The sequence below is a fragment of the Dolichospermum sp. LEGE 00240 genome (assembly GCF_015207875.1).
Lineage (GTDB): Bacteria > Cyanobacteriota > Cyanobacteriia > Cyanobacteriales > Nostocaceae > Dolichospermum > Dolichospermum gracile.
In genome coordinates this window covers 1-22,879 of the sequence record NZ_JADEVZ010000025.1, presented here as the reverse complement: position 1 = coordinate 22,879, position 22,879 = coordinate 1, and the positions used below count along the sequence as shown (strand labels likewise).

General features: G+C 37.7%; 17 protein-coding genes. 10 read left to right on the top strand and 7 right to left on the bottom strand.

Annotated features, from left to right (window positions below):
- Nucleotides 1-291 precede the first annotated feature (291 nt).
- The 3 genes from IQ226_RS10595 to IQ226_RS10585 all read right to left on the bottom strand — a co-directional run bounded on the left by IQ226_RS10595 (nt 292) and on the right by IQ226_RS10585 (nt 3,848).
- A complete protein-coding gene (locus tag IQ226_RS10595; protein WP_193895186.1) occupies nt 292-1,467 on the bottom strand; it encodes a D-alanyl-alanine synthetase in 1,176 nt (391 codons plus the stop codon).
- Nucleotides 1,460-2,464: a DMT family transporter gene (locus IQ226_RS10590; protein ID WP_193895184.1), complete on the bottom strand. Its 1,005-nt coding sequence runs from the start codon at nt 2,462-2,464 to the stop codon at nt 1,460-1,462. The genes IQ226_RS10595 and IQ226_RS10590 overlap by 8 nt, the downstream gene beginning before the upstream one ends.
- Nucleotides 2,465-2,879: 415 nt before the next feature.
- The gene (locus tag IQ226_RS10585) at nt 2,880-3,848 is read right to left on the bottom strand and encodes an orange carotenoid protein N-terminal domain-containing protein (protein ID WP_193895182.1); all 969 of its coding nucleotides are present in this window, start codon (nt 3,846-3,848) and stop codon (nt 2,880-2,882) included.
- Between the two features lie 217 nt (nt 3,849-4,065).
- Between IQ226_RS10585 and IQ226_RS10580 the strand changes: the two genes are divergently transcribed.
- Nucleotides 4,066-5,790 (top strand): WD40 repeat domain-containing serine/threonine-protein kinase, encoded by a 1,725-nt coding sequence (locus IQ226_RS10580; protein ID WP_193895180.1) that lies wholly within the window; start codon nt 4,066-4,068, stop codon nt 5,788-5,790.
- 314 nt (nt 5,791-6,104) lie between these two features.
- Here IQ226_RS10580 and IQ226_RS10575 read toward each other — a convergent pair whose 3' ends face one another.
- On the bottom strand, nt 6,105-6,404 hold the full coding sequence (locus tag IQ226_RS10575) for a 30S ribosomal protein PSRP-3 (RefSeq protein ID WP_015079494.1): 300 nt from the start codon (nt 6,402-6,404) through the stop codon (nt 6,105-6,107).
- Between the two features lie 243 nt (nt 6,405-6,647).
- On the opposite strand from IQ226_RS10575, the gene IQ226_RS10570 reads away from it, so the two are divergent.
- The 4 genes from IQ226_RS10570 (at nt 6,648) to dacB (ending at nt 12,699) form a co-directional block, all read left to right on the top strand.
- Nucleotides 6,648-7,448 (top strand): tetratricopeptide repeat protein, encoded by an 801-nt coding sequence (locus IQ226_RS10570; RefSeq protein WP_193895178.1) that lies wholly within the window; start codon nt 6,648-6,650, stop codon nt 7,446-7,448.
- A 290-nt stretch (nt 7,449-7,738) separates the two neighbouring features.
- A complete protein-coding gene (gene rplI / locus IQ226_RS10565; protein WP_039201068.1) occupies nt 7,739-8,197 on the top strand; it encodes a 50S ribosomal protein L9 in 459 nt (152 codons plus the stop codon).
- 226 nt (nt 8,198-8,423) lie between these two features.
- On the top strand, nt 8,424-11,228 hold the full coding sequence (dnaB, locus tag IQ226_RS10560) for a replicative DNA helicase (RefSeq protein WP_193895176.1): 2,805 nt from the start codon (nt 8,424-8,426) through the stop codon (nt 11,226-11,228).
- A gap of 1 nt (nt 11,229) precedes the next feature.
- On the top strand, nt 11,230-12,699 hold the full coding sequence (dacB, locus tag IQ226_RS10555; RefSeq protein ID WP_193895174.1) for a D-alanyl-D-alanine carboxypeptidase/D-alanyl-D-alanine-endopeptidase: 1,470 nt from the start codon (nt 11,230-11,232) through the stop codon (nt 12,697-12,699).
- Nucleotides 12,700-12,857: 158 nt separating this feature from the next.
- Here dacB and IQ226_RS10550 read toward each other — a convergent pair whose 3' ends face one another.
- Complete coding sequence (locus IQ226_RS10550; protein ID WP_193895172.1) at nt 12,858-14,033, bottom strand: DNA double-strand break repair nuclease NurA; 1,176 nt, start codon at nt 14,031-14,033, stop codon at nt 12,858-12,860.
- Between the two features lie 232 nt (nt 14,034-14,265).
- Here IQ226_RS10550 and IQ226_RS10545 point away from each other — a divergent pair, with 232 nt between their 5' ends.
- Nucleotides 14,266-14,886, top strand: a complete 621-nt coding sequence (locus tag IQ226_RS10545; RefSeq protein WP_193895170.1) for a tetratricopeptide repeat protein — start codon at nt 14,266-14,268, stop codon at nt 14,884-14,886.
- 30 nt (nt 14,887-14,916) lie between these two features.
- Here the strand turns inward: IQ226_RS10545 and IQ226_RS10540 are convergent, their stop codons facing one another.
- Nucleotides 14,917-15,702 (bottom strand): HAD family hydrolase, encoded by a 786-nt coding sequence (locus IQ226_RS10540; RefSeq protein WP_193895168.1) that lies wholly within the window; start codon nt 15,700-15,702, stop codon nt 14,917-14,919.
- A gap of 220 nt (nt 15,703-15,922) precedes the next feature.
- On the opposite strand from IQ226_RS10540, the gene IQ226_RS10535 reads away from it, so the two are divergent.
- From IQ226_RS10535 to IQ226_RS10520, 4 genes are all read left to right on the top strand, one after another.
- Nucleotides 15,923-17,971, top strand: a complete 2,049-nt coding sequence (locus IQ226_RS10535) for an FHA domain-containing protein (RefSeq protein WP_193895166.1) — start codon at nt 15,923-15,925, stop codon at nt 17,969-17,971.
- 165 nt (nt 17,972-18,136) lie between these two features.
- The gene (locus tag IQ226_RS10530) at nt 18,137-18,586 is read left to right on the top strand and encodes a hypothetical protein (protein ID WP_193895164.1); all 450 of its coding nucleotides are present in this window, start codon (nt 18,137-18,139) and stop codon (nt 18,584-18,586) included.
- 262 nt (nt 18,587-18,848) lie between these two features.
- The gene (locus IQ226_RS10525; RefSeq protein ID WP_193895162.1) at nt 18,849-19,412 is read left to right on the top strand and encodes a YHS domain-containing (seleno)protein; all 564 of its coding nucleotides are present in this window, start codon (nt 18,849-18,851) and stop codon (nt 19,410-19,412) included.
- A gap of 294 nt (nt 19,413-19,706) precedes the next feature.
- Nucleotides 19,707-20,507, top strand: coding sequence for a transposase (locus IQ226_RS10520; protein WP_168466575.1), 801 nt, complete (start codon nt 19,707-19,709; stop codon nt 20,505-20,507).
- 333 nt (nt 20,508-20,840) lie between these two features.
- On the opposite strand, the gene IQ226_RS10515 is transcribed toward IQ226_RS10520, so the two are convergent.
- Nucleotides 20,841-22,010, bottom strand: coding sequence for a GUN4 domain-containing protein (locus IQ226_RS10515; protein WP_193895160.1), 1,170 nt, complete (start codon nt 22,008-22,010; stop codon nt 20,841-20,843).
- Nucleotides 22,011-22,879 lie beyond the last annotated feature (869 nt).

Genomic DNA, 22,879 nt, shown 5'->3' with positions numbered 1-22,879 from the left:
GAGTTCGACGAAAATAATTTGACCTCTCTCCAAACCTTTTCTCGTAACGGGGAGAGTTTAATTAGGGTTTGCTGATAGCGTAGCGTGGCGTAAGCCATATAAAGCTAAAACTTAGATATATCGAGAGTTTGAAGGTGAAAAAGGTGAATCAGGTGCAAGGAATAAGGGTTGAAATTAGCAAAGACCTATCACTTTACCCGATTCAAGACTATTCTTTTCTTCTTCTAATTCTTCCTCCTGACTCCTGACTCCTGACTCCTAGCCCTCACGAAAAGACTTTTTCAGCAAACCCTAATTGATCATCTCATCTATATGCTTAATATTTGTCCGATGATAAGTTAACAAATAGTCTAAACGATCACTTAGCAAACTTAAAATGATATCTTCGTAAGTCATGCCGTATTCATTTAACCCTTGCACTACTAAACTAGTTATATTATCAGCGGGTCGTTTTAGGTCTGGCTTAGGATTGGCTTCTAGTACATGAAGTACACCATTTTCATCATGTCTCAAATCAATTCTTACTAAAGTATTGAGATGAAAATCTTGATAAATCTTCTGGGCAATTGCAATTAAGTTTTGCTTCAATTCTTGTTCTTCATCGTTAAGTAAGCGAATTCTTTCTATGGTAATTGCTTTCTTATCCATTGATGTAAAAATATATTCTCCATGTTCTAAAAAACGCTCGATTGTAGAAAAAGCAAAAGGTTTATTCTGCCGATAAAACGTCTGATTCCCATGAGTAATATAGCCACATACAGAAACGCAAAATTCACGCCCTGAAAAATAAGTTTCAATTAAAGCAGTATCATGAGTGACTCTATGGATATTCGCCACTGCTTCGGATAAACCATCAATAGTTTCTACATAATGAATATTTAATGAGGCCCGACCAGACACAGGTTTAACAATAAATGGACCGCTATATTTTTGAAAAGTTTTAGCAAAGCGTTCATCAAGGTGAGGATTAAAAATTCCCTGGACAGGATGCCGAGTAATAAATGGAGCAGTCTTAATTCCGAGCGCTTGAAGTTCCAGTTTAAAGATATGTTTTTGATCCAGTTTAGAACTATTTAAAGGGTTATGTCCTATATAGGGAATTCCTAACATCTCCAAAAGTGCAGGTGTGTGACATATTTGGTTATATCCCTGAACACCACCAGTATTGAGCCATGCAATATGAATATTCTCTTGTTTGAGTTTTTGTGGAAGCGTCATATCATCTGCCATCACAAAAACATGATGAAATCCGATTTTCACTAGTGCATTAGCGATATCTTGGGCTACGGGTTCATAGGTTTTTGTTGAGCGGGGATTATGAGTTTTGTAGATAACTGAACCTTCTTTGCTGCTGTTACCTCCATGAATGACAGCAATCCGTAATTTTGGATATAATTGGTTTAAGGAATGCCTTAAAAAACTGGAATCCCAATCGAGATCTATGTTGGTGGACAGATGATTAATCATTGACTTCGTTTGTTTTGACTGTAGTTTGATTTGGTTTAGCTAAGTATATACCGATTAAAATAACACAAAATGCCAACCAATTTAATAAACTTAACTGTTCAGAAAAGATGATCCAAGCTATAAAGGCAGTGATTGCTGGTTCAAATAAAAGAGTTGTAGCCACAAAACCTGGAGATAGTTGGTTAAGAGATTGTGCTACTAGTCCTTGTCCTAAAACTTGGCAAACCAGAGCGAGGGAAATTACTGCTAACCAACCTGAATAAGAATAAGGAAAAACTTGCTGTTTAGTTAACAATACAATAGGTAAGGTGAATACTGTGCCGATGAAGCAGCGCCACAGGAGAATCGTGGAAGAAGATAATTTAGTCCGAAGTTGTTTGACAATTAAAATATAAATACTATAGAATACAGCCGCAAATAAAGCTGCTACATCACCAGTTATGTTGTTAGCGGAATAGGAGAAGTCTGTAATACTAATAGTAATTACTCCTAGTAAGGCGATCGCCATTCCAATTAAGAAGGTGATGTCAAATGATTGTTTTAAGAATAACCATCCGAATAGAGTGGTAAAAACTGGGGTAAGATTTCTTAGTAATGTAGAGTTAGCAACACTAGTTTGTGTTAGTGACCACGCCCATAAAATAATGGAGATAGATGAAACTATACCCATTAAAAGTATAAGTCCTAAATTCTGTCGCCAACTAGAATTATGAGGATTAATTTCTGTGACATTTGCATCTTTTAATCGGTTAAATTGTATTTGTTTAAAACTACTCCATATTCCAAAAAAGATTGTAGCTATCCACATACGATTAAAAATCGTAGCATTAGAACCAAGTTCTAATTCGCTCAATCGAATAAATATCCCAGCTAATGATAGAGCAAATAAGGCAATAAATAGTGACAGGATTGCCGCTGTTATTGGTAATTGTCTTTCCTCTTTAATAACTGTTTTTTCTAACTTTACGTCATTAGATAAATCTTCTGTATGTGTCATATTTTAATGATCAACTAGGATTTTTTTGATTATACTCATTATAAATTACGGCTACACAGGCAAAACCCACCTATTCTTTTGGAACATTACACGAACGTGGGTTCAAAAGCCTGGACACGCGCGGAAGTCAATCAATCAAAATCCCCCTTAAAAATGGGGATCGTATCTACTAGTTGACGAGATTTGAAACTTTTAATTGTTTTCTCTAGGGATTGTGAGTAATTAAACTTATATTAATTTTACTATTTGCTGACTTAGGTTGACAGTTCATACCATGCTTTTACGGTATGATCAGTTCTTCCTCGTCAGTTCTATGATAACGAATTTTCGGGTCGGTGTCAATAGCTTTGACTCTATTATTGCGAGGCTGTGGAAATTACAAGTAAATTTGATTTTCGACAGCCTCATGATTTGATTACACTCGACGGAGGTTCATGAGTTCTTGAGGAGATGCAAGCATATCAATGGCTACGAAGAAGATTTTGCCATCGGGATTGATTAAAAACCGCCAGGAAATGTTCATCCCAACTGTGACACCAAACCAAGGAGTTTGGACTATTCCTGTGACTTTTAGTTGTTTAGAACCGTCTGGTTGCACTTCGCAGATACCTTGTTGTGGCATCATGTTTAGTCCTTGTGCTTCTTCGCGCATATATTTAGCGATCGCTTCCCGGCCAATAATTGGCTTTTGGAATGGTGGTTGTAGCGCACCGTCGGTAGTGAATAGTGCGATCGCATCATCAAATTTATCTGCATTCATGGCTTCAATGTAGCCTAAGACCGCAGGTTCTGTAATCCCATCAATTTTAACTGAGGAAATCACTGGAGTTGTCCGTTGGAAAGCCGGTTCTGTAGCTGCTTTGGGATAACTGCTAGGCCCAAGATCAGAAGTATCAAATCCCATATCTACTACGGTATTCCGCAAGACGGTGATTTGCTGACCTTGATCAAGTTTCTGTGTGGCTTCTAACACAAATTGTACACCAGGAGACATTTGATAGCCAACGGGGATAGGAGTGATAATTCCCTGTTTCATCAATTCTCCTAACTCGTACCAGAAAGCTAATTTGGTATTGACGCTGAAGAAACCATAGGAACGGCTAATAGGAGTATCAGCACGGCTGGCTAAATCCCGCATAACTTTGGTTTGATCTTCACGAGACATTTGCTTGATTTGGGTCAGCAAACTTTCGGCTAGTTGCAAACGTGCTGCTCCAGGTGCTGCGGGAGTAATGGTTTTACCCATTTCGGTGTAAGCATACCAAAGATATGCTAATTTATCATCAACGTTCAGTTGATCAAATAACGCTATAGTTGCGGGAATAGGACTAGGAACTTGAGTATTAGAAAAAATAGTTTGAGCAGACTGGATAGTTAAAGCCACAGTCGGAACCTCCAAAATTATGTGTTTATTAGTCCTTGTAAAGACATCAGCGAAAAATGTTTATCATGAACTTATGTCTTATGCAAAGTAATGTAACGATAATCTTAATTTTTGTAAATAATAGGAATCACTAATTGACAAAATAGGTAATTAATGGTAAAGAATTTATTTCCACCCAGAGGCGCAGAGGCGCAGAGAGGAATTTAGGAGCTAAATTGTGTTGATTAATGAAGGTTATCGTTTAATTAAACAGATTAGTAAGGGAGGATTTTATCAGACTTTTTTAGCTGTAGATGAAAGTCAATTTCCGCCAATTCCTTGTGTGGTTTATCAAGTTTCGTCTCGATATCAACCGCTGGAAATTTTTCAGTTTCAAGTACAGAAATTAACGGAATTAGGTAAACATCCGCAAATTCCAACTTTAATCACACATTTTACAGAAAATGAATATTACTATTTAATTCAAGAATTTATTGATAGTGATAATTTAGCTAGTTTATTAGCAAAGCAAGGTAGTTTTCAGGAAACTCAGATTTGGCAAATTTTAAAAGGTTTATTGCCGGTGATCAGGTTTATTCATGATCATCAAATTATTCACCGCAATATTCAACCAGAAAATATTATTTTGCGGACTAAGAACCAAAATCAAGATTTGTTAGATGATTTGGTTTTAGGAGATTTTGCGAATATGAAGTTTGCTAATATCAATGAAGATACAGATCATTTAGTTGGTAGTCCAGAATATATTTCTCCAGAACAAGCACAAGGTAAAGCAGTTTTCGCAAGTGACCTTTATAGTTTAGGTGTAACTTGTATTTATTTACTTACTCAGATTTCTCCTTTTGAACTGTTTGATGTGACTATTAATGGCTGGATATGGCAAGATTATCTCACATATCCAATTAGTGAACATTTAGGACAAACCCTAGATAAATTGGTGGAATTTGATGTACAAGAACGTTGGCAATCAGCAGATCAACTTATCTATAATTTAGGCATTAAAGATAATTATTTGCCTTTATTATCCATAGAAAAAAGTCATTTGTGGCAACTTGCTTATACTCTAGAAAATAAAATTCATAGTTCCATTAATACTGTAGCATTAAGTCATGATGGCAAAATATTAGCTAGTGGTGAAGATAATAAAAGTATTAAATTATGGAATTTAAGCAATCAGCAATTAATCAGGAACTTTCCCGGTACTCAATCTGTAACGGCAGTTATTTTTAATCATAATGATACAATTTTAGCCACAGCTAGTGATGATCAAACTATCAATTTATGGGATGTGAAGACATTAACGAAAATTCATAGTTTGACTGGACATTCCCACGCTGTTAAATCCCTAGCATTTCATCCTCATGGACAAATTTTAGCTAGTGGTAGTTGGGATAAAACTATTAAAATCTGGGATGTAAATACAGGTTTAGCACTAAATACTTTAACAGGGCATAAATTACAAGTAAATGCTGTAGCTTTTAGTCCCCAAGGACAGCTTTTAGCTAGTGCTAGTTATGATCGCACAGTTCGGGTTTGGAAATTAGAAAACGGAAATTTTCACTTATTAACAACTCTTTTGGGTCATACTTGGGCAGTTTTGACAGTGGCTTTTAGTCCCACTCATCCTCATTTGTTAGCGACTGGTAGCGGTGATAATACAATCAAATTATGGGATGTTAGCACTGATGAATTAATTAGTACACTTTCAGGTCATTCTTGGTCAGTGGTGGCTGTAGCTTTTAGTGCTGATGGAGAAACGCTGATTAGTGGCAGTTGGGATAAAACGGTGAAAATTTGGCAAATCAGCACAAAATTAGAAATTGCTAGTCTTGTCGGTCATGTAGACTCGGTATCTAGCGTTGTTATGGGGGATGATGGGGAATTGATTATTAGTGGTAGTAAGGACAAGACAATCAAATTGTGGCGCAGGCGACAATTATAGCATCATCACCTCCCTATCGGGTAAGTGAGAGGCTTCTACTGTTTGAGCTAAGTTGACACTCTCACTGGCTTTAGCCACTGAGATTCTACTGACAGAATTAGATTAAGTTTAGCCCAATCTAATCTCGCTGCGACCGTCAAACGTCGCCTAAAGTCCATTTTTCCCCTTTTATAGAGACAGGGAATTTCAGATAAATCAAGTACAAAATTTTGATTGCAATTAAGTATATTCTGTGACAGTTAGTGGTGATTGGTGGTAATTATATTTAATTACCCATTACCAATCACCCACTACCAATTACCAATTTAAAATCATCAGGCGCTACCTGTGAAGGCAACCTCTGGAAATTTCAACTGTGCTTCTGCCATTGGGCGTTTTCTGCCTTCTTCTTGCCAGTAGTTAATCACTTCTGTGGCTTTGTTAAGCAACTCTACCCGGTCAACATCTGTAATCCAGTGTTTGGATTCTAACTCTTTTTTTAACTCTTCCCAGGCATCATTTCTGGGCCAAAAAAAGTATTTGGTTAAGGGACTAGAACCTTTACCTACAACTTGATCTACTGCTAGGGCGACGTTTTCGTCTAACCAGAGAATTTTCAAAATGAACTTGGTCAATTACACCTCCGGGGAATATCCGGGTTTTACTTACTAAGTTTGCGACCCCTTATTTTAACTCAATCTTTGAATAATTGACCATTTGTGGTGGCAATTAGTTTTACAGCAATTCTCGTTCTTCTGAAATACAATGGAGGGCGACATTCTCATGAAATACAATGGAGGGCGCAGGCCCTGCGCCCCTACGGGTTTTTCTGTATTCTGCTATATGATTAATTTTGTTGCATATCACGTCAGAGTTAGATGATTAAACTAATTGGTATTTTTCTGGGTCTATTACTGGTTTTTGGCTGGAATACACCAGTTATGGCAGAATCTCAACCTATTACCGCCCAGGAGTTGCAAGTGGGGGATGAATTGGCGACTAAGGCTTTTGTAGCTACGAATCAGGGTGATTTTGTGACGGCGGAAGCTTATTGGACAAAAATTATTGAAAAATTTCCGACTAATGCGGGAGCATGGAGTAATCGTGGTAATTCTCGTGTCAGCCAGAATAAGTTACAAGCCGCATTGATGGATTATAACAAAGCTATAGAGCTTGCGCCTAATGTGACAGATCCTTATTTGAATCGGGGGACGGCGTTGGAAGGTTTGGGAAGATGGGAGGAGGCGATCGCTGATTATAATCGTGTCTTAGAATTAGATCCTCAAGATGCTATGGCTTACAATAATCGTGGTAATGCTAAAACAGGTTTAGGGAAATGGCAAGAAGCGATTTTAGATTTCCAAACAGCCACAGAAATTACCCCAAATTTTGCCTTTGCTAGAGCTAATTATGCCCTGGCTTTATATGAAACTAATCAAACAGATCAAGCTATCCGGGAGATGCGGAATATAGTCCGTAAATATCCTCGATTTGCTGATATGCGTGCTGCTTTAACAGCCGCTTATTGGGTGACGGGAAATCGGGGAGAGGCAGAAAGTAATTGGGTAGCAGCCTATGGACTAGATACCCGTTATAAGGATATGAATTGGGTAAGGAATATCCGTCGCTGGCCGCCAAGTATGATAGCAGCTTTGGATAGATTCTTGAAACTACAATAAATCAAGTAGTCGGACAAAATTAAATTCACTCGTTGAGACAGGGAACAGGGAACAGGGAACAGAAAAATCAGTTGTATATCAGTTAAGGAGGGCTTGCTGAATCAAGCAAACCAGGAGTTATTATTGCTGTTTGCAAATTTCTAGCATTTAGTATTGCGATCGCTCCCCAAATTTCGCTACAATGTCAAGGCTGTGGGTACGTTCAAAGTCGCTGAGGATCAAGCTACACTTTTGTGAGCCACCCTGGGACACCCAAATAACTAAGATTTTACCAAGAAAAGCAAAAAACAATGGCGAAACGTGTGCAATTAGTTTTAACAAAAGATGTTACCAAGCTGGGAAAACTCGGCGATTTGGTAGAAGTAGCCCCCGGTTATGCTCGTAACTACCTCATCCCCCAGAGTTTAGCCGCTCGCGCTACACCTGGTCTGCTCAAACAAGTGGAACGCCGACGCGAGAAAGAATATCAAAGACAATTAGAACTGAAACAACAGGCGACTGAGCAAAAAACAGCTTTAGAAAATATTGCTGGTTTAAAAATTGCCAAGCAAGTTGGGGAAAATGAAGCTATTTTCGGTACTGTTACTACCCAAGATGTTGCAGATGCAATTCAAGCCGCAGCTAATCTAGAAATAGATCGTCGTGGTATCACCATTCCCGATATCAGCCAATTGGGTACTTACAAAGCGGAAATCAAACTCCATGCTGAAGTAACAGCAGTAATTAACATTGAAGTCGTCTCTAACTAACGGTGATACGGTTTTGGATTTTAGATTTTAGATTTTAGATGGACTCCAGCAACTAAGCCAAGAGCTTATCAATTAATTTGAGATTTTAGATTTATCCTCGAATAAATTTAGCGACTGCGGACATTTTTGAATTTTCAATCTTTAATCCAAAATTTAAAATCTAAAATTCGGATATTGGTTTTGGATGATCAAATAAAAATCCAAAATCGCCAACATTTAAAATTTTATGGCTGAAGAACTAAGTTTTCAAGGTGATGGTAGCAATCGTTTACCACCTCAAAACATCGAGGCAGAAGAAGCCATCTTAGGGGGTATTCTCCTAGATCCAGAGGCAATTGGTCGAGTGAGCGATCGCCTAGTTCCCGAAGCATTTTATATTAGCGCCCATACAACTATCTATCAAGCCGCCCTCCGTCTCCATACCCAGCAAAAACCCACAGACCTACTTTCCATCACCAGTTGGTTAACAGACAACGATCAATTAACCCAAATTGGTGGCAGAAACAAACTAGCAACATTAGTAGACCGGACAGTTTCCGCAGTCAACATTGATGCCTTAGCAGGGTTAGTCATGGAAAAATACCTGCGTCGGCAATTAATCAAAGCTGGGAATGAAATTGTCCATCTTGGTTTTGAAGCAGAAACAGAATTAGCAATTGTTCTGGACAATGCCGAACAAAAAGTTTTTAATGTCACCCAACAAAAAACCCAATCAGGATTAGTTCATATTGGTGACACTTTAATTAATACTTTTCAAGATATTGAAACTCGTCATCAAGGGATTGCATTACCGGGAATACCTTGTGGTTTTTATGATTTAGATGCCATGACTAGCGGTTTTCAGCGTTCTGATTTAATTATCGTCGCTGGGAGGCCATCAATGGGAAAATGTCTCAGTTATGATTCAGAAATCGTTTTAGCAAATGGACAAATTGCCACAATTGAAGAATTATATCAGCAACGGCAAGGTTCATTATTAACATTAAATGATGATTGGAAATTTACCTTTACCCAACCATCTGCATTTGTAGATGATGGAATTAAACCAGTTTTCCGCATCACAACTCGCTTAGGTCGGGCAATTGAAACCACAATCACTCACCCATTTTTAACTATTAAAGGCTGGCAAAGATTAGAAAATTTACAAGTGGGAAATAAGATTGCCATCCCTCGGAAAATAGATGTATTTGGCACAGAAACCATCCGCGAGTGTGAAGTCAAATTATTAGCTGATTCGCTGAAAAATAGTGATGATAAAACAATTCCCCCAATTGTTTTTAAATTAGAAAAACCACAATTATCCTTATTTATCAATCGTCTCTTTGCCACTAAGGGCTGGGCTACCCTACTCAATAGTGGTCAATCACAATTAGGTTATGGCACAGTCAGCGAAAAACTAGCAAGACAAATTCAACATCTGTTATTAAGATTTGGGATTATTGCTGCTTTGAAAAAGCGGTCTGTGAAATATAATGATACCCGTAGACCAGCATGGCAATTAGATATTACTGATGCTTTATCTATCAAAAACTTCATTGCAGAAATTGGCATTTTTGGCAAAGAAGCAGCATTAGCAAAAGTTACAGCAGCAATATCTCAAAAAAGATATCAAACTAATCGTGACTTAATACCTGTAGAAATTTGGGAACAGATAGCAGCCGCTAAAGGTAGGGAAACTTGGAGTAGTTTAGCAAAACGGGCTGGGATTAAAAGCTATACCAATATTCATGTCGGCAAGCGGGCATTAAAACGGGAAAGATTATGGATTTTAGCCACTGCTTTAGATAATTTACCACTTCAGCAATTAGCAAATAGTGATGTATATTGGGATGAAATTATTTCTATTGAATCAGTTGGTAACAAACAAGTTTATGATTTGACAATTCCTGAAACACACAACTTTATTGCTAATGATATCTGTGTTCACAATACCGCCTTTTGTCTTAACCTAGCTCATAACATTGCAGCCGGTTATCAATTAGCAGTTGCAGTTTTTAGTTTAGAAATGTCCAAAGAACAGCTAGTCCAAAGACTATTAGCTAGTGAAGCCGGAATTGAAAGTAGTTATTTAAGAAGTGGACGGATTAGTCAAACCCAATGGGAACCTTTAAGCCGTGCCATTGATAAACTCTCCGACACGCCGATTTTTATTGATGATACGGCAAATATTACAGTCACACAAATGCGAAGTCAAGCGCGACGATTGCAAGCCGAACAAACTAAAGACTTAGGATTAATAGTAATTGATTACTTGCAATTAATGGAAGGTAGTAGTGATAATCGTGTCCAAGAATTATCGAGAATTACCCGTTCTTTAAAAGGTTTAGCGAGAGAATTATCTGTACCCATAATTGCCTTATCACAGTTAAGTCGCGGTGTGGAAGCCAGAACTAATAAACGCCCCATGTTATCTGATTTGAGAGAATCGGGATGTTTAGCTGGCGATAGTCTTGTTACATTAGCAGACACCGGGTTACAAGTACCAATTAAAGAATTAGTAGGTAAATCTGATTTTGCGGTTTGGGGACTGAACGAAAACACAATGAAACTAGAAAGGGCAATTGTTAGTAACGCTTTTTCTACAGGTATCAAACCAGTATTTACATTAACAACTCGATTAGGTCGAGAAATTCGTGCTACTGGTAATCATAAATTTTTAACTATTAATGGGTGGAAAAGATTAGATGAATTAAATTTGCAACAACAATTAATTGCTCTTGCTAACAGTGATATTTATTGGGATGAACTTATCTCAATAGAATTAGATGGAGAAGAAGAAGTATTTGATTTAACAGTTGATAAATTACATAACTTTATCGCTAATAATATTATTGTTCACAATTCAATTGAACAAGATGCGGATATAGTTATGATGTTATACCGTGATGAATATTATTCACCAGATACTCCAGATAGGGGAATTGCCGAAGTAATAATCGCTAAACATCGCAATGGCCCAACAGGAACAGTTAAACTATTATTTGATCCACAATTTACAAAGTTTAAAAATCTAGCTAAACCAAGTTGGTAATATGTCAAAAAAGAATTATTTCAGCTTGATATTACTATTTGTTTCTATTAATATTGGTAGTATTCAAAAAATAGCTCAAGCGCAAACACCAGTTGCAGAAGTTACGAATACAAAATCAATTTGTCCTGCTCAATTATCATCTGCTATTAATACTATTATCAATCATCCTCAATTTAGTCGAGTCCGTTGGGGGATTTTAATTAAACCATTATCATCAGAAAAGATTCTTTATAGTCAAGATAGCCAAAAATATTTTATTCCTGCTTCTAATATCAAGCTATTTACTACCGCAGCAGCATTACAACAATTAGGGGCAGATTTTCGGATTCGTACTTCTATTTATGATGATGGTAATGGTGTTTTGCGTGTAGTAGGAAGGGGAGATCCGAGTTTCAAAAATGCTCAATTGACAATATTATCAAAACAACTATATAAGCAGGAAATTCGACAAATTAATCAGTTAATTGCTGATGATAGTTATTGGCAAGGTGAAGTGGTTAATTCTAGTTGGGAATGGGAAGACATTCAAGCTGATTATGGCGCACCAATTAATAGTTTTATTCTCAATGAAAATGCTACTGTATTAACTTTTTTACCCCAAAATATTGGAGAAGCATTAAAATTAAAATGGACAGAACCAACAGAAGCATATCGGTGGAAAATCGAAAATAATTCCGTCACTACTGAAGCCGATAAACCCAGTTTTGTAGAGGTAAATCGTGACTTAAAAGGACAAATTCTGCGAATTAAAGGACAATTGGCTATAAATTCCCAGCCAGAGATTACAGGGTTAGCTGTATTTGATCCAGTTGCTAATTTTATCAGACAATTTCGCCAAAATTTATCTAGACAGGGAATCACTGTTAAAGAAACTGTAATTAAAAATCTTAGTCAAAATCAACAAGAAAAAGAAATAGCCACAGTAGAATCTCCACCTTTATCGGAATTATTACTAGAGACAAATGTGAATAGTAATAATTTATATGCTGAGGCTTTACTCAGAAGTTTAGCTATTAAGAAACCAGCAGAGAAAAATCAAAATACGGCTGATGTCGGATTACAAGTTGTCAGAGAAACTTTAACTCAATTAGGAGTTGCACCAGCAGGTTATATCATTGTAGATGGTTCTGGTTTATCTCGGAAAAATTTAACGACTCCAGCAGCGTTGGTACAACTTTTACAAGGAATTGATAAATCACCTCAAGCAGCAGTTTTTCGGGCTTCTTTACCTATTTCTGGTGTCAAAGGTAGTCTAAAAAATCGGTTTCTTAATACTGCGGCTGCGGGAATAGTGCAAGCAAAAACAGGTTCAATGACAGGAATTTCCACTCTATCTGGATATATGAACGCACCCAATTATGAACCCTTGGTTTTTAGTATTATGGTAAATCAATCTGAACAACCGGGGAAAGTCATGAGAACAGCAATAGATGAAATTGTAGTTTTATTATCTGAATTAAAGCGGTGTTAAAATAATTGAGTTGAGTAAATGACAGGACTTACGCAAAACATCTCTCAAACCCCCATTTCTCTGTGTTCTCTGCGCCTCTGTGGTTCGTTATTCCATGACTTACTTATATCTATACTTTCGCACAAAATGACCAAAAAGATAAACTGTACAATCTGAGTTTAGGCAATACTGCCGCGTTTTCTTGCTTCTTTGTTGGAAATCCCGACATTTTTGATCCCGGCTTTAATCATTTGTCGTTCTAAAAGGGCAAAGAACCGGGTTCTATCACCACCCCTGACTACAGCCTGATTATGCGCTTCGGCGATCGCCACAGGATAACCATATCCTTTTTGTACCTGTGCCAACATTAGCCCTAGTGCTTGATCAAACATGATGGAATTTTCTGCAACCCAAGCGGGAACTTCAATCCGGGCAATTTCTGTCCCGACATGAACGTAACAAAAATAAATAATTTGCTCGTTATACAATTCTAAAATTCGGGCATTACTCCGCCATAGGGGTCCGCGTTGTCCGGGTTGAAGTTGGGTGGCCATGATGGTGGTATCGCGCAAAGTCTCAAATTTTTTACAAGGTACGTATTCTAGTTGATTGGGACAATGGGTAATACAATCGGGGACAGGGTGAGGACAAGCTAAAAAGCGTAAAAAGTTGGTGGCTTCGGTGCTACGAGAGGCACTAAGATAGCCCATGAGGGGAATTTTGGCTTGTTGGAGTTTTTGCCAAGCTTCTAAAACGGGAGGTAAAATCATATCCCGCGCCTCCATCGGTAATTGATCTAAAAACCAGTATATTAACGAACCATCTATCATCGCTAAGACTGGGGCTGCTGTTTTCGCACTACAAGCCAGTTCTGCCAAGACTGTAGCCTCGGAAGCGGTACGCCGATAACCCATCCATTCATCCGTTCTAATGCCCCACTGACGCGATGTATATAAATCTTCAGGGCGATAAAATACCTCCGGTAAACTATCGAGAACTGGGTGAAGATCTTGACCATAGTGCAAAACCACTCTGCCAATATTTAGTAAGTAACAATACGCAATTTCGTGATGATTTGGGGCAATTTGTGAACCATCTGTAGAAATAACAGTATGAACTTTGGGGGGAACAGGAATAGTCATACAGGTTTCGAGAGGTTCAATGGGTGTAGCATTCGCAAAAATAATCCGATTTCGCCATTCTTCTTGACGTTTAACTAACTGTTCTTGACACTCAAACGCCTTTTTTAAATATTGTTGTGCTAACTCCAACCGCTGATGACTTGCAGCCACCTCTGAAGTTAAATGTTGACTGAAACCTTGCATTTGTCTCGATATTTTTGTTAAATCAAGCATATTCGTTGGGTGTATTTGTGTTGATGCAAATAAATGCTATATAATTACAGCACTTCCCGATGTTATGAGGTACAAGAACCCCACCCCCAACCCCCTCCAGTATCAAAAGCTTATCCTTTTCTTCCCCCCGCAGCGGGGGATTTAGGGGGGTGCGATGAGGGGGCTAAGATATGACTCATATAATTGGAAACTGCTGTAACAACTGTATGCTAATAATTGGGAAAATAGCGTCATGAAAAAATGGAAATTAACAATTACAACTCTCATATTAGGAACTATATTATATAGTCCAAAAGTGTGTGCTAAAAATTTGGCAAATATTTCCGATTTTAGAATCAAATCATCACTGTTAGCACAATCTGATCTGAAAGACGCAATAGTATATTTCCATCAGGGAATTAACCGTCATACATTTGGAGACATAAAAGGGGCTATTGAAGAATATAATAAGGCTTTACGGTTACATCCTAATTTTCCTGAAGTTTACTATAAACGAGGCATATCTCGCTATAAGTTGGGAGATCTAAAAGGGGCAATTGCAGATTATAACAAAGCAATCAGTCTTAATGCTAACTATCCTGGTATTTACAATCATCGAGGATTTACTCGTCATGATTTAGGAGATTTAAAAGGTGCGATCGCAGATTTTAATCAAGCATTACTTCTTAATCCTAATTTCCCTGAAGCTTACCAAAATCGAGGGATATCTCGCAATAAATTAGGTGATAAGCAGGGGGCAATTACTGATTTGAAAACAGCAGCTAATTTATTTCAACAACAAAAAAGAATTTCTAATTACCAAGAAGTAATTGATCTGATTGAGAAAATAGAAAATAGATCCCCGACTTCTTAGAGAAGTCGGGGATCTGAAAGGGGATCTAGATTATAACCAAGTGGAAAAATCGTGATTAAAATGAGAAAGTGATATTAAATGAATACGGGGATCATTTTTCCCTGCTTTTCGTTCTGGTTGAGTGTTATAACCCCAATCTGCGAGAAAAAGTTGGACATGATTTAAGTCGGATTGCTGTTGGACTAATTGTAATGTTTTTAATCTATCTTCCACAAACCATAAACTTGTAGATTGGATATTTGCTTTCTTGATTAATTCACGCAAGGTTTCATATTTTGGGCGCTTTATTTCTTTACCAAAAATATTTTCCGGTGGTAAATCAACTCCTTCTTGTTGTAATAATTCCTTGACAAATCGCCCTTCTTTGGTGGTGACAATATATAACTGTATTTCACTTTTAAGAGTTATTTTGAGTCTTTCTATCACACCCGGATAGAATCTATGCAGACTTAACCAACCATCTAAATCTGTCTGAATCCATTCATCTCGTAGATGATCCAATTTTGTCGAAACTGCTTTTGCTTCTAGATTGTCTGCTGCTAAGATTTGGGGAGTGATGTTTGTCCATGATTGGAGAATTTGATCATCAGAAAACCCCTCAATTAAGGCTTTAATTAAAACGGGCATTTCCCAACCTGTTTCAATTACAGGACGTAAGCGATAGAATCTCAAAGCTAAATCATCCGGTGGTGTGTCGTTAACCGGCGACCAAATTTGACAGTAGGTACGCCATGCTACCTCAAAATATTCAATTAGTCCATCGCAAACCACTCCATCAAAGTCTAAAGCCAAAATCGTCGGACTATTTGCTGTCATTGTTCTGAGGGTAAAAACTGCTTTTGTTAGCTTACCGCACCTTGATAGTAGGATATGTAGCGATTAACCTCTGAAATAGGGAATAAAAAATAAAGTTTTTTTAAAGTTTTTTCGGTACTTTTATGGAAATAGGGGAAAATATTGATGTATTAATAGTATCAATTGACTCAAACCGAGTCAGACGATCAGATATTAAGGTGTAAATAGGAGTATCAAAACCATGCAAATCAAGCTGATTTCCGAAAATAAACTGACAGAGGAGCAGGAAGAACAGATTTTTACCCTGCCGGTAGCTATCGGACGAGATATAACTCAATTTCCTGCGGTTATCAACGGTGAAACGGTGACTCCTGTAGTTTTATTAGACTCTCATAAGCAAATTTCTCGGTTTCATGCTCAAATTACCTTAGAAAACAATCAGCTTTATGTAGAAGACAAGAGCGCCAATGGCACTGAAGTTAACGGTGAAAAGCTACTTAAACAACGTCGGACTTTAAACAGTAGGGATAGACTGGCAATAGGTAATCATACCATTACCGTTATTCTCATTCAAGCCGGGGATGAGAATGCTACCGTTGTACTGGAAAATAATTCCACAATTTTTAACCCCCAATCTGAGATTATTCCCGTATCTAGGGTGCGGAAGTCACCAGATTCTGGATCATCAATCATTTTTAACCCTTATACGGATGCCTTAGAACAGCAAACTCCCGACGCTGTACCTAGTCAACCTGCGGGTTTTCCCTATAATCTCAACTTTTGGAATGCAGAAAAGGTTTCCCCGGAAGCTATTCGTCGCAGTGGTATTTTAGTCAGAGAAACAGAATATGTGGCCTGCGGGGGAGGTATGGGCAGTTTTGTTTGGGTGGATATGTTGAGAATTGCGGGAGTTAAACCGGAAAATATTAAAGTTTTGAGTGTTCAAGACAAACCTTATAAACGCTATGAAAGCTTACTAAAAAATTGTCAAATTCCCCGACATAAACGAATTCGTTCGGGTTCAGATTCCTGTCCTGATAATATTTGGGGGTGGCCAGGATATGCTTTAAGAGATGCTTGGAGAGCCTTCTTTTCTGGACAAGTTGGTGCAGCTTTAGGATTTTTGTGGCAAGTTTTTGCTGAACCTGTTTATGCAGATACCTACACCCCTCGTGGCAAAGATGTATTTGAGTCAATGGACCGGGAGAGCGATCGCATTAGTTGGGGTAAAATGTTAGAATATGGCAGTATTCGTAGTCTACGACAAACAGAAGACGGGCGTTATTGTATTGCCTATTCCACTTCCAACGAAGAGGACGGAAATCACCAATTTTTATTAGCTAAATATGTCCATCTCTGCACAGGTTATCCTGCAATCAAACTACTACCAGACCTGGAACAATATCGTCGGCAATATCCCCAAGAAACAGGAAATAAGAGAACTGTAGTTCAAGGTTATGAACCCCATGATCATATTTACCACCAATTAGAAAAAAAAGGCGGTACTATTGTTGTTCGGGGGTCGGGAATTGTAGCCTCACAAATATTAGAAAGGCTGTATGAAGCCCGAAAAATGCAAGGTAATATTCAGGTAATTCATTTAAACCGAGAACCGCGCAAAGGTAATCAATTTGAGCAAGCTAAACGCTACGTAGAAAATGATTGGGAATTTCAACCTTTCAACTGGCCAAAAGGAACTTGGGGCGGTGATATGCGGACAATGTTAGAAGCCGCTGACCCGTTAAGACGACGGGAATTATTACAGGGTTGGGGGGGAACAACCACAGCCAGTCGCAAAAAATGGCGCGACATTGTTCGTCAAGGAATAGCCCAGAAATGGTATGAAATTCGTTATGGTGTAGTCACCAAACTAGAACGTAATTCCCAAGGTCAAGTTATTACTCATGTAGTCACTAACAAAGGTCAAAAAACCCTAACTGCTGATTTTGTTATTGACTGTACAGGATTAATTTCCGATCCTTTAGAAAGTCCATTTTTGAAAGACCTAATACTGCATTACGATTTAGAACTAAACCCACAAGGACGTTTTCATGTAGAAAACAACTTTGAAATCAAAAAACTGCGAAATGGTCGTTCTCGCATATATGGGGCAGGAATTATCACCTTAGGCGGTCCCTACGCCCCTGTGGACACATTTTTAGGACTACAATATGCTGCCCATCGTTCTATGGAAGCATTGGCGGCTGCGAAAGCTCCAGGAGTCCGCTATATTCAGGGAATTTATTCCCTTTGGCAATGGCTAAAATGGGCATTGAATCAAAAGCCTTAATTTTTCAATTCCAGGACTTACAGAAAATATTCCTCAAACCCTCGTTTCTCTGTGTCCTCCGTGCCTCAGTGGTTCGTTATTCCTTATTCCGTGACTCATGCGTAAGTCCTAAATTCTTCTGAATTTTTTCTAAAAACCTTAATTTACACTACCTCTCATATCATTATGACTCCAACTTTATTCGGACGCTGGCAAACACGAATTTTTTTGTTAGCAACAGTGGGAATGTTAGTTTCTCTGCTTTTTTATCAAGGATATTTAGGCATTGCTTCCAACTTAGTTTACTTTTGGGTCGTCTTTTATGTGGGTTTATTTGGCATTGCCTGGGATGTTTTGTATGATTTTCTGCAAAAATATCTCTGGGACCATGACTGGCCCGGAATATTTCAACTTTGTGCAGGAGTTATAGAAGGGGTATTTCTAGGTTTAATAATTGCCAATATCGGTTTACCGCATATTCCTAAAAGTGAATTTGATTTCATCAGATTTACTCAACATTATGGTTTAGTTTGGTTAGCAGTTTATTTATCTGCTTGGGTAGTCATGCGGTTATTATTTCCCCGGTGGCGTTTTCGCGGTGGAGAATGGATTGGTAAATGGCCGAGAATTTCTTAGGGATTTATTCTTGCCACTTTTCCATTATTCCATTTAACATCTGTTCAAAAAATTCCCTCTTGAGGAAACTGGAATTTACCCCCCTTAGTCCACACCTTGCAAAGGGGAAGGTTAAGCTATTACGCAGCTAGATCCAATAATCCTAATGTTGTTATTTCTTGTAGTGCGGGCATCTTGCCCGCAAGAATTATACAAATTAAATGCACAACAGCTTAGGGTAGGGTAAGAACCTGATATTGTCCTAAAACAAATAAACATTTTTATGAATCACCAGAACTTTCTCGCTTTCATCACATCCTCAATATTCATGGTGGGATTAACTTTAGGTTGTCGTTCTCATGCAACCACTACAACCCACATTCCCAGCCTTCAACCCGCTGCCAATGGTAATTTTCCTCCAAATGCTATTCAAGGGCAGAATACCCCTTTAAAGCTGGCTGCTAAGGTGTTTAATGTCCAAGACTCTTTTGTTTTAAAAGGTTTTGATGCTGTAGCCTATTTTCAACAAGGAAAGGCAATTCCAGGTAATGCTAATTTCACCTATAAATGGCAGGATGTAAATTGGCGATTTTCCACAGCCGAAAACCGCAACTTATTTATTAAAAATCCTGAAAAATACGCTCCTCAATATGGAGGATTTTGTGCTTGGGCTGTCAGTAGAGGATATACTGCACCTATTGACCCTAATGCCTGGAAAATTGTCAACGGTAAGCTGTACTTAAATGTTAATTTGGACACTCAAAAACGCTGGGAAAAAGACATTCCTGGAAATATTCAAAAAGCTGATCAAAATTGGCCTGGTATAGCCAAAAAAATTCGTCGTTAATGAGCATTAGTCCTACTTTAGATCCCCAACTTGTTTAAGAAGTCGGGGATCTGGGTATATTGGGCATATTATATATATTGGGATCTTAAAATCTGATCATTAGGAAAGGGTAATTTATGAATTACTCACAAGCTGATGTGCAGCTAAACTGTATAATCAAAAAACCTGAAGTTACAGTAGCACAAGCATCTTGCTTGTATTAATTATTCAATTTAAGGCACAACAACTTAACTGGTAAATTGCTTTTTGAAGTTACAGTAGCACAAGCATCTTGCTTGTATTTTATTACTTTTCATGTCATCACAAACTCAAACTCATTGTAACTATTCCTATCATATTACAGTTCGCTGTAACAATAGAGAATTTCGCTTAACCCGTTTAGAATGTCGTCAAATATTTCTATATGTAATCAAAAAAGCCATAGAGAAATATAGTTTTAAACTCTATAGCCTCTGTATTATGAGTAATCATATTCATTATTTAATTGAACCACAAAAGGCAGAAGAAATACCCAAAATAATGCACTATATTAACTGGTATTCTGCTATGTGTTTTAATCGAATGTTAAACAGAACTGGACATTTTTGGGAGAAAAGATACCATAGTACAAGTTTTTCTAACAATGATATAACCAGAGCCTTAAATACTATCAGATATATTCATGCTAATCCCCAAGCTGCTGGTATGCAAAATGGTTTTTTCTATGATTTTAGTAACTATGGAGTTTATGAAAGGTTAGGTGATGATGGAATTACCACTTGGCACCCTGCTTTTTTAGCTTTAGGAGAAGATTTAGAGGAATGTAGTCGCAAATATAAAAAGTTTTGTCATCAATATAAATCCCAAGAGAAAAAAGTTAAGAAGTTTTATTGGGGGAATAAATTATTACCTAAATTAACAAATAAAAAAAAGAATGGTCATAAAAATCAGAAAAAAAGTCAACAGAAGCAAACAGATGAAGATGCTAAAAGATTATATGAAGTTTGGCGAGAAAATAATCCTGAAATAGTCAAGATTGCGGAAAAGTTTATCTTTGCTAATTGCTACAATCCTCATCATGTTGGGGAGTTTTTGCAAAATTATTCTTATTATTGACAACCTATAAACTAGGTTTTTTAGGTGTTGTCTTATGCCTATTTAATCAATCATTTCTGTATCAGGTAATACTTTATCTATTTTTTGTGGTCGGGTTAAGCAACAGCGCAACCCGACATTTATGTTGGGTTTTGTACCTCAACCCAACCTAAAAGCCCGCTTAAGAGGCGACGCTGATGTTGGATTTTGTACCTCAACCCCAAACTACGAATTTACTACAGGTATACTACAAACTGCCTAACAGGTAATGAAATCCCCAAAGCCTAATAAATCGGTTGTTTATTTTTTGATAAGAAATACTTATAATCTTGTATAACGCTTATGGGTTATAGTCTAGAGAAGAGAAAAGAGTACGTACCCAATCCACAAAAACCTATACCAACGACCACCCAACGGCAGGTGTCCCGGTAGTGCATTCGTACTAAAGGTGTAACTATCGTAACTGAGCCATTCATTATTTTTTCTCCAACCAACGCGGGAGCCTAACTTCGTAAAAGTATCCCAGTCGTATTCTCCATCTAACTTGCCTCCCAAGTCCAGCCAAATTTGCTTTTGTACAGAAAAGCCGAATTTGCCATTGCTATATTTTACCCATAATTGATCCATTTTTCGCAATTCCTGTCTGGGAAAATTTTTCACATCTTCAAGTCTTAACCATCCTTCCCGTTCTCGTTTAGTTAACTTTTTCATCAATTCCCAAGTTTCTAAATCTGCTTCTCGCCATTTTCCTGCTTTTAACAATGCTTCTAAATTTTGAAATATAACAGGTGTAGGTTCATTTGTAGGACTAGGATTATTACGAGGGGTATTAGCTTGAGTATTATTTTGAATATTACTAATTAAATTGGGGAATTTTTCCGTCGGGATACCCTGAACTCCTACAATTTCAGTTCTTTGAACACCTTGAATTATAATAGACCGGGTTTCCGCCTTACCGTGAATAGCAATTAGAAGACCTTCTTCATTTAATACTGGACCTCCACTCATCCCCGGTAAAGCTGGTCCATTATAGGATAATTCATACCCTTCTTGATTTTGACTCCTGCCTGTTATATCGGCTCGTATAAAACGATAATTACGCGGTTGATTTGTGGTTTCAGCCGGAAACCCTGCATAATATACCGTAGATCCTTCTTTAACTGTCCGAGAATCGGCAATTTTAGCAAGGGGATAATTTTTGGAACTGGTAAATCTGACTAAAGCTAAATCCAGTTTTCCCAGAGTTTGAGACTCTTGAATGCGGTATTTCTGCCCATCATAAGTGATAACGTCATAAACTCCCGCTTCTTTAATGACATGATTGGCTGTTAGCACGGTGTAGGTATTACCATCTTTGGCAATAATTACTCCTGAACCCTTACCATCTAATCCTCCAATCATGACGGTGATTGGTTTAGCGATATCATTAACTTGTACAGGAGTTAAGGCAGATACGGGTTGGTATTGTACTAAAGCTAGGGTTGTTGTCCCTAGAACTACGCCTAATCCCTGGGAAAATTTCATAGTCCTTTGTCTGTTATAATACTATTTTTTATAGTAGCCTTTCTTTGTACTTCACGCAAAGATGTAAGACAGCCAGACAGCCAGGGAATAAATTCCCTGTCTGAAAGCTCAAGTCGGTTAAAACCGACTGGGGATTTGATTGGGTTTGCTCAATAGTAATGCACCATGATCAAGGATTATGGGTAAAATGAAGTATAAAGCGAGTCATTTATTCTTGTGCCTATATGGCTATTTAATCAATGATTCTCAGTAGGGTGTGTTAGCGACAGCGTAACGCACCATTATCAACCCACATTCCGCACCCCCCAGTGTCACAATCGGTAATTATGGCTAACGCCACGCTTCGCTATCGCCAGTCCCAAATCTCCAAACGACCATTTTTCGTTGTGTGACAGTTTAGGGTGCGGAATGTGGGATATAAAGCCCAGCAGTCATGTGAAAGAACCTGAGTTCGATATAAATAATCATCCTGAAAACTAATTATATCGGGCTTTTCTCAATTAGCAATGATTATTGACAATAAATAAACAAGAGAAAAAATCCAAAATTGAATATTTTGGACTCACAATTTAATTGCATGAAAATAATTAAATTAATAAAGCTGGTAGAGAAGTTACTTCATGTTTATCTAATTTTAAAGAAGGTTTTTTATCTTGCCAAGTATAAGCAATTAAACCAGCAATAATATTAACCATAAAATTAGAAATACTGCGATGACCAGAATGAACAACTTGGGAAATATGGCTCTTTCGTCTCTTTTATGGTCACAACTAAAATTACCAAAATTTAATGCCGATAAATCTAAACCATAAAAGCCGAAAACTCTATCTCTGTAAAGGTTTGCAAACTTTTAAATACAAGAGAATCAG